Genomic DNA, 14816 nt, shown 5'->3' on the forward strand with positions numbered 1-14816 from the left:
TCCGACGCTGACGTATACGTTCGTCCATGGGTCGCCGTTTCGTCGTTGAAACGTCCCCGAATCGCCCGGACCCAACCAGCTTTGGGCCATCACGATGAGGAGCGCGATTGTGCCTGGCGGCAACGTGACCGGGCGGGAAGCAGAACGCGTCGAGTGGGATGTCATCGTCGTGGGCGCCGGCATGGGCGGCGGCATGCTTGGGCATCGGTTGGCCCGCGCAGGCCGCCGAGTGCTGTTCGTCGAGAAGGGTCGCTCCACCCTGCCCGGAACGCCGGGAACGATCCGCTCGGCGATGCCCGAGATCGCTGAACCGCTGGGCACCCGGTCAAAAAACACCTACTTCGACACGCTGGCCCGTGGCGGACGCAGCGTTGACGAGATCACCGACATCAGCGGCCGCGTTCCGAAGCGGTTCGTGCCGTTCATCGGCAGCGGAACCGGCGGGTCATCGGCGCTCTACGGCATGGTCTGCGAACGGTTTTTCGTCGACGACTTCAACCCGCGTCAACACTTCGCCGACCCGGGTGAATCGACGGTGCCGGAGTCGTGGCCGATCTCGTACGAACAGTTGGCGCCCTGGTATTCGGAAGCAGAGAAGCTGCTCGGCGTACGTGGCCAACCGGATCCGTTGCGCCCGGAGGCCGCCGATGTCGGTCTTCCTGAGGCGCCACCCTTTTCCCTCGATAACCAACCGCTGGTCAACTATCTGCGGGGACGTGGTCTTCACCCTTACCACTTGCCGATGGCCTGTGACTTCACCGATGCGTGCAGAACCTGTCAGGCCTACCTCTGCCCGAAGTCGTGCAAGAACGACGGCGCGCGTAGCGGTGTACTGCCCGCCGTCACCGAGTACGGCGCTCAGTTGCTTGCGGAATGCCGGGTCGTCCGACTCGAATCAGACCGCACTCAAGTACAGAAGGTGATCTGCCAGCACCGGTCCGACATGCTGGCGCTCAAAGCAAAGGTGGTGGTTCTGGCCGCAGGCGCCCTGGCCACCCCGGTGTTGTTGCTCAACTCCAGGTCCGCAGACTGGCCCCGCGGACTGGCCAACGGCTCAGACATCGTGGGCCGCAACCTGATGCGTCACTTGATGGACTGGATCGCGGTGTGGCCCCAAGGCGGTAGCAAAATCACCGCCGAGAACAAGGAAATCGGGCTCAACGACTTCTATTTCGTGGATGGTCAGAAGTACGGCACGTTGCAGTCCGCCGCGTCGATGGCGTCGTTGGCGCCGCTGGACATGGTGATGAACCAACCCCGGTGGGCATCGCGGGCGTTGCGTCTGATGAGCCCGGCGGCCCGGCCGATCTATAACCAGGTCGTCAACGGCGCACTGGTGCTCGTCGCGATGATGGAAGATCTGCCGTATCTCGACAACCGGGTCATGCCGAGTGACCGGCCCAGTGTCGACGGGCGCCAGCGACTGCGTCTTCAATACCGCATTCACCCCAGCGAGATTGACCGCCGCAAGGTATTCCTGCAACACCTCAAAGAGGTGCTGCAGCCGTTCCGCACGCTGACCCTGCGCCAAGGCGACAACAACCAAACCCTCGGGCACGTCTGCGGTACGTGCCGCTTTGGCGACGACCCCGCCACCAGCGTGCTGAACCCGCAAAACCGTGCCCACGAAGTCGACAACCTCTACGTGGTGGACGCATCGTTCTTCCCGTCGAGCACCGGCCTCAATCCGAGCCTGACCGTCGCCGCCAATGCGTTAAGGGTCGCAGAACACATCAGCGCGGCGCATTTCGCCGCATAACCTCTAGGCCGGCTCACGAACCGAAAGCCCGGCGGCGCGGTAGATCCCGTCGATCACGGTCATGTTCTCGACCGCTTCTGCCGCGCTCGTCTTCACCGGTTCGCCCCGCAGAACCGCCGCGGCGAAGGCATCCAGCTGATAGTCGTAGGTGGTGCGTGCCCGGAAGAACCGCTCCACGCGCTGGCCGTCGGCGGATCGGACCGAGAACTGCTGGAACGGGATCACCGGATGCAGCCGAAGCTCACCCCGGTCCCCCATCACCCGGGCGGTGACGTGCGGCAGGTCCGCCGACCACAGCGAACACCGGAGCCGACCGGTGTGGCCGCCGGCGAACCGCAACTCGGCGGTCATCGCCCGGTCGACTTGAGGTCCGCGCAGTTTCGCTTGGGCTGAAACAACTTCCGGCGTTGAACCGCCGAAGGTGCGCAGCATGTCGACCACATAGCTGCCGAGGTCCATCAGGGCGCCACCCCCGAGGGAGTAGTTGTAGGTGTTCGACGAGAACTTCGGCAGCCAGAAGCAATCGGCCGCCTCCACCCGCTGCAACGTGCCCAGTTCGCCCGAGGCGATGATCTGTTCGACGCGCGACGCAAACGGGTGGTAGCGGTAATGAAAAGCCTCCATCACCACCCGATTCGATTCCGCCGCCAGATCGGCGATCTCGCGGGCCTCAGTCGCGTTGGCGGCAAATGGCTTCTCACACAACACATGCTTACCCGCCTCGAGGGCAGCCCGCGTCCACCTCCCATGCAGAGCATTCGGCAGCGGGATATACACCGCATCCAGATCGGGATCGGTGATCAGCGCCTCATAGCCGTCGTGCACCCGGGCGATGCCATGTTTGGCGGCGAACTGTCGGGCACGCGAGGTGTCGCGCGCTGCGACGGCGGCGACGACGACCTCGTCGTTGCGCTTGGCCGGCTTGATCAGCACCGCGGGCGCAATGCGGGCCGCTCCTAGAATCCCGATCCGTACCATAGCCTGGCCGTTACCCATCGACTATTTGCGCCAATACACGCCCGTTCCATCGATGTCGATGATCTCCGCGGTAATCCCGTGCTTCTCGCGGTAGTCGGTGACCGCCTTTTCACAGGCCTTCACTGCCAGGTAGTCGTCGACGATGCAGAAGCCTCCCGGCGACAGCCGCGGGTATAGCGCATCCAGCGCCTGGATCGTGGACTCATAGAGGTCGCCGTCCAGCCGCAACACCGCGATGCGTTCGATGGGTGCGTCGTGCAGGGTGTCCTTGAACCACCCTGGGAGAAACCGGACTTGGGCATCGAGCAACCCGTAACGCTCGAAGTTCGCCCGTACTTCCGCCTCCGACACCCCCAAGATTCCTGCAACGAACTCTGCCCGGATTCCCTTGTCCGCCTGGTAATTCGCGGTGTCAGAGCGGGGGACCCCCTGAAAGGAGTCACACAACCATACGTTGCGCGTCGTATCGCCATAGGCCGCCAACACCGCCCGCATCAAAATGCATGCGCCGCCGCGCCACACTCCGGTCTCGACGAGATCGCCGGGGACGTCGTCGTTCAGTACCGTCTCCACACAATGCTGCAGGCTGGTCAGCCGCTTCATGCCGATCATCGTCTCGGCCTCAGGCGGCCAGTCCAGACCGGCTTCGCGCAAGGGTTGATTGCGCAGGCCCGCACCCCGGAGCTTGGGCGCCACCGTGTTGACCGTCTTGAGCAGCAGACGTCGCCGCAGCGGCCAATCCGACGGCGTTCTTTCGTGCATCCCGAACCGGGTCAGGTTGCGTCGAAGCAGATCCAGGTACAGAGCACGCACGTCGTAATCGGTGATCGTCACAATGGCCCTAACCTCGCACAGCAGTATTTTCGCGCCGAGTCTAGACTTACACTGCCGTCAATATTTGTAAATTCCTGGATCAGCCTGCGCTGCGGAGCGCACGCCGACGTTGAGCGAAATCCTCGAGCAGGTCGGCGGCGGTCGCGACACTCTCGGCCGGTGGGGTCATGCGGGCGGCGACCTGGCGGGCCCGGTCGAGGTAATCCGGCGCCAGGATGGTCCGAAGATCGGCAACCAGCGTCTTCTCCGAAGCCGCCGAAAAGCGCCGCGAGGTGCCCACCTTCAACTTCTTGACCGCCGCTCCCCAGATCAACTGCACGTCGGCCATCCAGAGCACCAAGGTCGGAACGCCGGCGCGCAACCCTGCCGCGGTGGTGCCGGCACCACCGTGGTGCACGACGGCCCGGCAGGCCGGAAAGACCGTCGCGTAGTTCACCGCACCGACCACCTTGACGTGGTCGAACTGTGGGACGTCGCTGAAGTCGGTCCAGCCCGCACACACCAACGCCCGCTCGCCCACCTGCGCGCAGGCGCCCGCGATCATGGCGACCATCTCGGCGGGCGACTCCACCGGGATGCTGCCGAACCCGAAACAGACCGGCGGTGTTCCCGCGGCGATCCAGGACATGACGTCCTCGTCGGCCTGGGTGGCCAACTGCAGTGTCAGCGTGCCGACGAAGGGGCGTTGCCCGTTCCATTTCGCCCACTCGGCCGCCAGCCCGGGGAAGCACACCTCGTCATAGGCCTGGATCTCCAGCAGTCCACGTTCGGCGATTCGACCCGGGACGGGTCCTGTCGCCGGGGGCAAGCCCAACTCACGCCGCTGCGCGCCGACTGCTTTCTTCACGCCACGCCAGATCAGCCACTCGTACACCTTCATCGCCGAGCGGATCACCGGAGCGGGCAGATTCGGCACCAGCCGGCCGTTCATCCGCATCGGGAACCACAAGACCGTCGCCAACGGGAGAGCGCAGTATTCGGAAACGTCGAAGGCGAGTTCTTCGTAGCTGATCCCGGACACCAGTAGATCGGCCCCATCCGTTTGCGCGATCAGGGTTCTGGTCATCTCCCCCCAGGCCCGGATACCGGGCTCGCGGGATTCGCGCAGATACCTGCGCACATCGCGCACTTTCCAGAAGTTGCGAAAGAAGTAGCCCCAGAAGTCACGCGTGTCTTCCAGCCACGCTTGAGTGTCGGGACCGTACGGGACCGTCGGGAGCCCCACCGACTCGGCCGAGCCGGTCAGGTCGGGAGGCACAGCCATCTGCACGTCGTGACCGCGGCCCATCAACTCGCGGCCGACTGCGATGCCGGGTTCGACGTCGCCGCGAGTCCCATAGAACGCAAGCACGAACTTCATCGGATGGCCCGGCCCTCCAGTTTTGTCCGCCGCGATTGACCACTACGGAAACCGCCCAGAGTGTAAACCCCCTTCGGCTATTCTGACGCTCGTGTCAAATAAGGTCGACTCGGCGGCGCCGACGCTGTAGGGGGAGCCACGCGCGCGAGCCCTGAGCTATCGGAGGCCCATCAGTGACAATTTCGGACCCGGTACGTGAATCCACCGGTGAGACGACGTCGGACAATCGGCTCGCGCTGATGGACCAGGCGTTCTATGCGGGCCACCGCGCCAGCGGCCAGAAGGAAGTCATGCAGGTCGCGTGGCTTTACGACCGGGCGATCGACCTCGATGGGCTACAGCGGTTTCTCCAAATCATGAGCCGTTCGTTGTGGGGCCGGCTCATCGAACGTCCGCCGCTGCCGTTCGCCCGGTACCGGTGGGTCGCCGAACTGCGGCCGGCGCCCATCCACATCGCAGAGACTCCTCGTCCACGCGCCGAACTCGGCGAATGGTTCGACGAACGCGCACAGATACCCGTCGATCCCGAGGCGGGCCCGGCTTGGCATATCGGTGTCCTTCCGTTGACGGACGGCTCGACCGCGATCACCGGGGTGATATCGCACTACGTGCTCGACGGCCTCGGCAGCGTCGTCGAAGTCGCCAAGGCGATCATGGGCTTCGCCCGCGAGCACGACTACCCCCCGCCGCGGTCGCGGACCCGATTTCGCGCACTGGTTGAGGACGCCGGCCAGACCGCCCGCGAGGCGCCCGAGGTGGCCCGCGCCATGGTCGCCGCGGCCAAGGAGGCGCGTCGGCGCCAAAACGACGACGTCCGTAAGCCCGCGAAGCCGACGGCCGTCCGCTCCGGAGAAGAACGTCCCGTGATGGTGCCCGGCGTTTGGCTCCTGATCGACTCGAACGAGTGGGATGCCCGCGCCCAGGAGTTGCGCGGGGCTAGCAACACGCTGGCAACCGGGTTGGCCGCCAGACTCGGAGAGCACCTGGGGCGACGGCATCGCGACGACGGCACCGTCAAGATGCAGATCATCGTGAGCGATCGCACCGAGGACGACACGCGCGCTGTCGCGGTGTCCTTTGCCCGCGCCAGCATCGACCCGACGCAGGTGACAAAGGACCTCAGCGCTGCTCGCAGCGCGATAAAAGAAGCATTGGCCACGCTGCGGGACACCCCGGACGAAGCGTCACCGCTTCTTCCGCTCACCCCGTTCACCCCAAGGCGGACGTGGAAGCAACTGATGGACTGGGCGATGGACGATCCCGACCAGCCGGCGGTCATTTCCAACTTCGGCGACGTGGGCTCGGCCGTGACCTGTCCGGACGGCACGCAGTGCCAGTCCGCGTGGGCGCGCGGGACCAACCAATACATCACCGAAGAGCGACTTGAGCGAACCGGTGGCCAATTGCAGGTTTTGTTCGGCCGGCTACCGACGGTCGGCAAGATCTCGATGAGCATCCAGGCCTACCAGCCCGGTGGCGTGACTACCAAGACCGCTCTGCGGGATCTGGTCGACAGCACGCTGGCCGAGTTCAACCTGTCTGGCGAGATCGACTAATCGACCGATCGTGATGCCGCCTCGGCCTGCCATCTGCGCCGCTACCGCGCCTACGCCATACCCGGCCGTCGGCCAACAACTCCGTGGAGCGCCGGATTTGCTGACTTCGTCGTCGCAACGACGTGGGCGCGAGCCGCGGGCATCGAAGATCCAAGGATGCCCTACAGGGCGATGCTTTACGATTTGTTACGGAACCGTCAATATGGAGACCGTCTCCATGGTTGGCTGTCCCCGAGATCGGCCGCGGTCTTCGAGACGCGGGCCCACGAGGTAGACCGCTGTTCGCTGGCATGGCCCCTGGGGCGAAACGTCGGAAGGGGAAAGGAATGGGTGCGGTGGTCGACGGCAGTGCACACGACGTTGGACCGGCCCGCTCCGACGTCGCCGCCGAGGACACCGCTGACGCCGTCCGCGCGCGCCGGCGCGGCTTCCTTCGGCGACGGACGCGTCAACCTTCGGGTCCGCCTCCGGTTCGTCGCAGGCGTCGCACCCCGGCATCCGCGGCGTTCCGCCTTTTCCGACGGGTATGGCTTCCGCTCGTCATCGTCGTGGTGGTGATCGCGGGAGGTTTCACGGTGTCGCGGCTGCACAACATCTTCGGAACTGTCAACGCGCTGTCATACGGCGACACCCAGGTCGAAGACGAGACTCCGCTCAACCCGAAGTACTTGAGGTACGAAATCTTCGGGCCGCCAGGCACTGTCGCGCAAATCAGTTACTTCGACGAAAGCGGGAACCCGAAGTTCATCAGAGATGTGCCCCTACCGTGGTCGCTCGAATTCCCGATCTCCACGGCAGCAGGTGTCGGCAGTATCGCGGCGAACGGCGATAGCGAAAGCCTCGGCTGCCGCATCCTGGTGGACAACGTCGTCAAATCCGAAACCATCAAACAGCACGCAGTGAGTACCTTCACCAGCTGCATGCTGAAGGCCGCATGAGTTACCACCAGCTGCACAGCACTCGGCCGCGGGCAGCGCAGATGATTCGGCGCTTTTCAGTCCCAATCATTTTGGCGTGGTTGGTGATTGTCGCGATCTTGACCGTCGCCGTCCCGACGCTCGAAGAAGTCGAACAAGGGCAAGCGCAATCGCTGAACCCCACCGATGCGCCGTCATTTCAGGCTGCCGAGCGGATGAGCGAGGCCTTCAACTCACCCGACTCCGGCGGCGCGGTGATCATCGTCCTGGAAGGTGACGAACCCTTAGGTCAGGATGCCCACCGGTATTACGAGCAACTGATCGGTGCGCTGCGTGCCGATCACGAGCATGTGCAGGCCGTTCAGGACTTCTGGGGCGACGAACTCACCAGGGGCGCCGCCCAAAGCAGCGACGGCAAAGCCGCCTACGTCCAGATAAGTCTTGTCGGCACTCACAACGACCAAGCCTCGACCATTGAATCCGTGACAGCCGTTCGCGACATCGTCGACCGTATGCAACCGCCGCCGGGTGTCACGGCATACGTCACCGGCCCTTCGGCAGTGGCCGCCGATATCAGCGCGAGCGGCAACAGGACGGTCATCCTGATCACCGTGGTGAGTATCACCGTCATCCTGGTGATGCTTCTTTTCGTATACCGCTCTGTCGCAACCGTTCTGCTATTGCTGTCCGTGGTCGGGATACAACTGCAGGCTGCCCGAGGCGTCGTCGCACTCCTCGGCCTACACGACTTCATCGGCCTGACGACTTTCGGCGTGAACCTTCTGGTGGCCCTGTGCATCGCGGCGGGCACCGATTACGGGATCTTTTTCTTCGGTCGATACCAAGAGGCACGTCAGGCGGGCGAGGACAGGGAAACCGCCTTCTACACAACCTATCTCGGGGTAGCCAAGGTGGTCTTGGCATCCGGTTTGACGATCGCGGGCGCGCTTTACTGTCTGAGTTTCACCCGCCTGAGGTTCTTCAGCCTCTTGGCGCTGCCCTGTGCCGTCGGCGTGATCGTCGCGATCGGGGTTGCGCTCACGCTTTACCCCGCGGTCATCACCGTGGGAAGCCGGTTTGGTCTACTCGACCCGAAGCGGCATCTCAACCACCACGGGTGGCGACGGATCGGTACGGCGATCGTCCGATGGCCCGCGCCGATCCTCACCGCCACGATGGCCGTCACTCTCGTTGGGCTGCTGGTTCTTCCAGGTTTCAAACCGAGCTACAACGATCAGAAGTACCTGCCGAAGGACATCCCGGCCAATCAGGGAATGGCCGCCGCAGCGCGACACTTCCCCGAGTCGGTGATGATGGCGCCCGAGATGCTGATGGTTTCGACCGATCGCGACCTCCGCAATCCCACCGACTTTCTTGTCTTGAACAAACTTGCCAAAGCCGTCCTCGCCGTGCCGGGCGTATCGAAAGTGCAGGCGGTGACGCGTCCCGAGGGCACCCCGATCCCGCACACCACGATCCCCTACATGCTCAGCATGCAACAGGCGGGTCAACAGCAATACATGGTGTTTCAGAAAGCCCAAATGGATCAGATCCTCGAGCAGGCCGAAATGCTCGAGGAAGCGGTCAACATCATGCGGAACATGTATGCGCTGATGGAGCAGATGGTCGCGACGATGCATGATATGACCACCAAAACCCATGAAGTACAGGAAATTACAGAGCAATTACGCGACAGTATTTCCAATTTCGACGATTTCATCAGGCCGATCCGCAATTACTTCTTCTGGGAACCGCACTGCTTCAATATCCCAATCTGTTGGTCGATCAGGAGTTTGTTCGACACGATCGACGGGGTTGATGCGCTCACCGCGAAGCTCGACGACCTGGTGTTGAACCTCGACAAGATCGATGTGCTCATGCCCCAGATGCTCGTCCAGTTTCCACAGATGATCGCGATCATGGAAAGCATGCGCACGATGATGCTGAGCATGCATGCCACAATGTCGGGCGTCTTTGGTCAAATGGACGAAGCCAATGTCGATCCGACGGCCATGGGCAAGTCGTTCGACGCGTCGATGAACGACGATTCGTTCTACATTCCTCCGGACATCTTCAAAAATGAAGACTTCAAACGTGTTATCGATATATTCATATCGCCGGACGGAAAATCGGTCCGGATGTTCATCACCCAAAAGGACGACCCCGCTTCGCCCGAGGGCATCGCACGGGTAGGTGCAATTCGGACTGCTGCCGAGGAGGCGCTCAAGGGGACTCCTCTGGAAGGTTCTCCGATTTATCTCAGCGGCACCGCGGCCATGACGAATGACATCGTCGTGGGGTCGCAGTTCGATCTGCTGATCGCGGTTGTCGCGGCGATCTGCCTGATCTTCATCGTCATGTTGATCATGACGAGAAGTGTTGTGGCTGCGATAGTTATCGTCGGTACGGTTCTGATCTCGCTGGGCGCGGCCTTCGGTGTGTCGGTATTCGTCTGGCAGTATCTGCTCGGCATACCGATTCACTGGGCGGTGCTCGTAATGGCCGTGATCGTCCTGTTGGCGGTGGGCTCCGATTACAACCTGCTGCTCGTCGCGCGGATCAAGGACGAACTGGGCGCCGGTATCAACACCGCGATCATTCGCGCGATGGGAGGCACCGGGAAGGTCGTGACCACCGCGGGCTTGGTATTCGCCGCGACGATGGGCTCAATGGCGATCAGCGACCTGCTCAGCATCGGTCAGATCGGCACGACGATCGGCCTGGGCCTGCTGTTCGACACGTTGGTGGTGCGCGCGTTCATGACACCGTCGATCGCCGCGCTGCTGGGCCGGTGGTTCTGGTGGCCGCAACGCGTGCGGCCCCGCCCCGCGAGTTCGTTGCTCCGGGCCACCGGTCCGCGCCCGCTGGTCCGTGCACTGCTACAAACCCCGCCGCCCGAGGGGGCCGACTTCACGGCCGGCAACACCGGAGACCACCGTGGCAACGGCCGATAGCGTGAGCGTCTACCGTTGCTGTCCGCTGATGACCACATGAGCACCGAGCACCGGCGGCGGCCTGTTATTGCGCGGATGATCCGCAAGTTTGCGCCGCTCATCATCCTGGCGTGGGTCGCGCTGACGCTGCTGGTGACGTTTGCGGTGCCATCGCTCGAGCAGGTCGGCCGGGAGCAGGCCGTGCCGATGAGCCCGCGCGACGCGCCAGCGGTTGAGGCGATGGTCCGCATGGGCAAAGTCTTCCAAGAATCCGATTCGGACAGCATGGCGATGATCGTGCTGGAGGCTCAGCAACCTATCGGCGAGGACGTCCGCCCCTACTACGACGGACTGATCCGCCAGCTCAGAAGCGACCCGCATATCCAGCATGTCCAGGACCTCTGGGGAGATCGGCTCACGGCGGCGGGTGCGCAAAGTCCCGACGGTCACGCTGTTTATGTCCAGCTGAACCTAGCCGGCGACCAGGGCACGCCGGAGTCGCAAGAGTCTGTGGCGGCGGTTCGACAGATTGTCGATCAGGCACCGCCGCCTCCCGGCGTCGAGGTTTACGTCACCGGCTCGGCAGCGCTCGTCGGGGATATGACGCACGCCGGCGAAAGATCCATTCTGAGGTTGACGCTGATCGGAGCCTTCGCCATTTTCGTGGTGCTGCTCATCGTCTACCGTTCGTTCGCCACCGTGATCCTGCTCTTGGTCACGGTTGGTGTCGAAGTGTTTTCCGCCCGCGGAATCGTCGCCTTCATCGGCCACATCGATCTGGTTCTGCTGTCGACCTTTGCCGTCCACATGCTGGTCGCACTCGCGATGGCTGCCGGAACCGACTACGGGATCTTCTTTTTCGGCCGGTACCAGGAAGCGCGCCAAGCCGGCCAAGACCCCGAAACCGCTTTCTACACCACCTATCGAGGGGTGGCCCATGTGGTTCTGGGGTCGGGCTTGACCATCGCCGGCGCCCTCCTGTGTCTGAGCTTCACCCGGATGTCGATCTTCCAGACCGTCGGCGTGCCCTGCGCCGTCGGGATGGTCGTCGCGGTCGTCGTCGCGCTCACGCTGGTTCCCGCGGTGTTGACCGTCGGGAGCCGGTTCGGTTTGTTCGACCCGAAGCGGAAGATCGGTACCCGCCGGTGGCGCCGAGTCGGTACGGCCATCGTTCGTTGGCCCGGCCCCATTCTCGTTGCGACACTGGCGGTTACGTTGGTCGGGCTGATTGCACTGCCGGGTTACCAGACGAGCTATGACGACCGCAAATACCTACCCGACGATGTTCCGGCCAATCTGGGCTATGCCGCCGCTGATCGTCATTTCTCCCAGGCACGAATGATGCCCGATATTCTCATGATCGAATCCGATCACGATATGCGGAACCCGGATGACTTTATCGTGCTGCACAAGCTCGCCAAGGCCCTATTCCAAGTCCCGGGAGTCTCTCGCGTACAGGGCATTACGCGCCCCGAAGGCACCCCGATAGAACGTACTTCCATTCCGTTTCTGATCAGCATCCAGAACGCCGGCCAGGTCCAGATGATGAAGCATATGCAGGACCAGGTGGACGACATGCTGAAGCAGGCCGAACTGATGGACAAACAAATCGCCTTGGCGCAGGTCATGTACGACATCCAGCGGCAATTGACCGACATCACCCACGACTCGGTCCTCGTCACCAAAGATATGTCGGTGGTGGTCGCTGATCTACGAGATCACATCGCCGACTTCGACGATTTCTTCAGGCCGATCCGCAATTACTTCTACTGGGAACCGCATTGCATGAACATCCCGGTGTGCTGGGCGATCAGAAGTATCTTCGACGCACTCGACAAGGTCGACACGCTCACCCACAAAATGCAGGACCTGGTGGTTGACCTGGAAAAGATGGATGCGCTGCTGCCGCGACTACTGGAGTCGTTGCCTCGCATGATCGAGATCATGACCGCGATGCGCGATATGTTGCTGACGATGCACAGCACCATGGCTGGGCTTTTCGACGTGCTGAACGAATCGAACGAGGACGCCACCGCCATGGGCCAGGCGTTCGACGCCGCCAACAACGACGATTCGTTCTATCTGCCTCCGGAAGTGTTCCAGAACGCCGACTTCCAGCGCGCGATGAATTCGTTCCTGTCGCCCGACGGGAAAGCGGCCCGTTTCATCATTTCTCACAAGGACGATCCCGGAGCGCCCGAGAGCATCGCGAATATCGACCAGATCAGAATGGCGGCCGAGGAAGCGCTCAAGACCACGCCGCTGCAAGGCGCCAGCATCCATATCGCGGGCGCCGCGTCGACCTTTCAAGACCTTCGCGATGGATCAAAGTACGACCTGTACATCGCGGCGGTGAGCGCGCTGTGTCTGATTTTCATCATCATGCTGGTGATCACCCGCAGTATCATTGCCGCCTTGGTGATCGTCGGTACCGTCGCGCTTTCGCTGGGCGCATCGTTCGGGCTGGCGGTGCTTATCTGGCAATACATCCTGGGCATCAACCTGCACTGGATGGTGCTCCCGATGGCCGTAATCGTCCTTCTGGGAGTCGGTTCCGACTACAACCTGCTGCTGGTTTCCCGGATGAAAGAAGAAATCGCCGCCGGGATAAACACCGGCATCATCCGCGCGATGGGCGGTACGGGCAAGGTCGTGACGAACGCGGGCCTGGTATTCGCATTCACGATGGGTGCGATGGTGTTCAGCGATTTGCGGATCATCGGCCAAGTCGGCACCACGATCGCGCTGGGTCTGCTGTTCGACACGTTGGTGGTGCGCGCATTCCTGACACCGTCGATCGCCGCACTGCTCGGACGTTGGTTCTGGTGGCCACAGATCGTCCGTCCCCGTCCGGCCAGTCGAATGCTTCGGTCCGTCGCCCCGCGTCCCGTCGCACGAGCCTTGCTTCTGCCCGACGGCGCGCACGATGACTCAATTACAACTGAGCGTCTACCTGTAAACCTCAACTTGACCTGAACGGAGCCTGCTGGCAGATCCTGAAATTGCGCCGTCAGAAACGAGAAAACCGCTGGTCAACCCCATGCGGCCGGTGTTCTGCCGCCTGGCTCACCACACCAACGATTGATATTGTCCGCAAAGTAAATTAAGTTCCGAAAACAGGGTTAGACCTGTATAGCGTGACGGTAGTGTCCGGAACTGGCAATGACTACGAAGACTAGGGTTGTCGATGGCTCAACATCGAGTGAAAAAACGTGGCTCGTTGGTCGGCGCGTTGGCCGTCTCCACCGCGATCGCGACCGGTGCCGTCAATGGAGCCCCGGCCGCCAACGCGACATGCTTCTCAGCCTTCGGGTTGAACAACGGCAACGGTTGCTCAAGCAACATCACGACGATCGCGATCGCGATCGGCCCGGGTGCCACCGCCAACGCCTCGTTGGGATTCTTCAGTAGCGCCGTGGCAATCGGCCGCGGCGCCAACGCCACGGCTGCGCTGAGCGCTTTTACCGCGGCGACCGCGTTCGGCGACAACGCGACTGCCGCCGCGATGTTCTCGCTTTTTGGGATCGTCGCTCAGGTCGGGCCGGGAACTGCCTCATCGATCGGCGGACCCAACATCGTCATCAGCGCCTCCCCGCTCGGGAATTCACCCGCTAACGCTGGCGCCTCCGGCGCGGGCAACCTCGCCGTGCAACTCGGTCCGGGCAACGCCTCAGCGATCGGTGTCGGCAACGCCGCGCTCGGCATGTCACCGTGGGGCAACGGTGAACAAACCACCGTGGCAGGTTTTTTCGGCACCGCCGCCATCAACCTCTACAGCAACGCCTACGCAGCGGCGCAAGGTTTCCTCGCCCTAGCAGTGAACGTCCTCGATTACACGCTTTGGCCGTTCCAGCCGCTGGTCCAAGCCCTCCAATGGATCGCCGACGGGATCAGAAACATCCTGCAGGCTATCGGGGTTCTTCCGACACCAGCACCCGAGCCCGAGCCCGAGCCCGAGCCCGAACCGGAACCGGATCCTGGCGCCGCGCTCGCGGCGGATGACGCCGTCGATGCCGAAGAACGGCCCGCGCTCCAAGCCGCGCTGAAGATGATGCCGGCGTCGTCTGACGAGACCGCTGAATCCGAGATTCGCACCGACGAAATACCACCCGCCGAAACCGAGGTGCCCGCGGAGGACACGCCCGCCGAAACCGAGGTGGTCGAAGAGATCCCAGACGAAGACACCGCCGGCGAAGACGACGCGGAGATCGACTCGGATGTTGACCTAGACGTCGAGACCGACACCGACATCGAGACCGACCCCGACACCGACACCGATCCGGAGACTGGCCAAAACGACACCCCGGCAGTCAAGAACGACGACGATGGATCGGAAGACACGACAACCGGATCGACGGTGACGTCGACCACCACCGGCACCAAGACAGACAGCGATGATTCCACCAATACCCGTGACGCCGAAAAGGCGACCGCATAGTCAGCGGACAGAGACAGTGGCCGCACGCGGAATACTTGGTT

9 protein-coding genes are annotated in these 14816 nt (G+C 62.8%); 6 read left to right on the forward strand and 3 right to left on the reverse strand.

Going from position 1 to position 14816, the window contains the following annotated elements; genetic code table 11:
* Positions 1-109: 109 nt before the first annotated feature.
* A complete protein-coding gene (locus ABQE93_RS01610) occupies positions 110-1759 on the forward strand; it encodes a GMC oxidoreductase (RefSeq protein ID WP_448405514.1) in 1650 nt (549 codons plus the stop codon).
* A 3-nt stretch (positions 1760-1762) separates the two neighbouring features.
* Here ABQE93_RS01610 and ABQE93_RS01615 read toward each other — a convergent pair whose 3' ends face one another.
* The 3 genes from ABQE93_RS01615 to ABQE93_RS01625 form a co-directional block, all read right to left on the reverse strand.
* Positions 1763-2737: a Gfo/Idh/MocA family protein gene (locus ABQE93_RS01615; RefSeq protein ID WP_448405515.1), complete on the reverse strand. Its 975-nt coding sequence runs from the start codon at positions 2735-2737 to the stop codon at positions 1763-1765.
* Between the two features lie 21 nt (positions 2738-2758).
* Positions 2759-3571 carry a TylF/MycF/NovP-related O-methyltransferase gene (locus tag ABQE93_RS01620; RefSeq protein WP_448405517.1) on the reverse strand — a complete coding sequence of 271 codons (813 nt, stop codon included), beginning with the start codon at positions 3569-3571 and terminating at the stop codon, positions 2759-2761.
* A gap of 79 nt (positions 3572-3650) precedes the next feature.
* Entirely contained in the window at positions 3651-4931 is a 1281-nt protein-coding gene (locus tag ABQE93_RS01625; RefSeq protein ID WP_448405518.1) for a glycosyltransferase, read from the reverse strand.
* Positions 4932-5104: 173 nt separating this feature from the next.
* Between ABQE93_RS01625 and ABQE93_RS01630 the strand changes: the two genes are divergently transcribed.
* From ABQE93_RS01630 to ABQE93_RS01650, 5 genes are all read left to right on the forward strand, one after another.
* Positions 5105-6487, forward strand: coding sequence for a hypothetical protein (locus ABQE93_RS01630; RefSeq protein ID WP_448405519.1), 1383 nt, complete (start codon positions 5105-5107; stop codon positions 6485-6487).
* Positions 6488-7035: 548 nt separating this feature from the next.
* The gene (locus ABQE93_RS01635) at positions 7036-7425 is read left to right on the forward strand and encodes an MmpS family transport accessory protein (RefSeq protein ID WP_448405520.1); all 390 of its coding nucleotides are present in this window, start codon (positions 7036-7038) and stop codon (positions 7423-7425) included.
* On the forward strand, positions 7422-10358 hold the full coding sequence (locus ABQE93_RS01640; RefSeq protein ID WP_448405521.1) for an MMPL/RND family transporter: 2937 nt from the start codon (positions 7422-7424) through the stop codon (positions 10356-10358). The genes ABQE93_RS01635 and ABQE93_RS01640 overlap by 4 nt, the downstream gene beginning before the upstream one ends.
* Before the next feature lie 36 nt (positions 10359-10394).
* A complete protein-coding gene (locus ABQE93_RS01645; RefSeq protein WP_448405522.1) occupies positions 10395-13313 on the forward strand; it encodes an MMPL/RND family transporter in 2919 nt (972 codons plus the stop codon).
* Positions 13314-13524: 211 nt separating this feature from the next.
* Complete coding sequence (locus tag ABQE93_RS01650) at positions 13525-14775, forward strand: hypothetical protein (protein ID WP_448405523.1); 1251 nt, start codon at positions 13525-13527, stop codon at positions 14773-14775.
* Positions 14776-14816: the final 41 nt, after the last annotated feature.

Source organism: Mycolicibacterium sp. XJ662 (assembly GCF_053484035.1).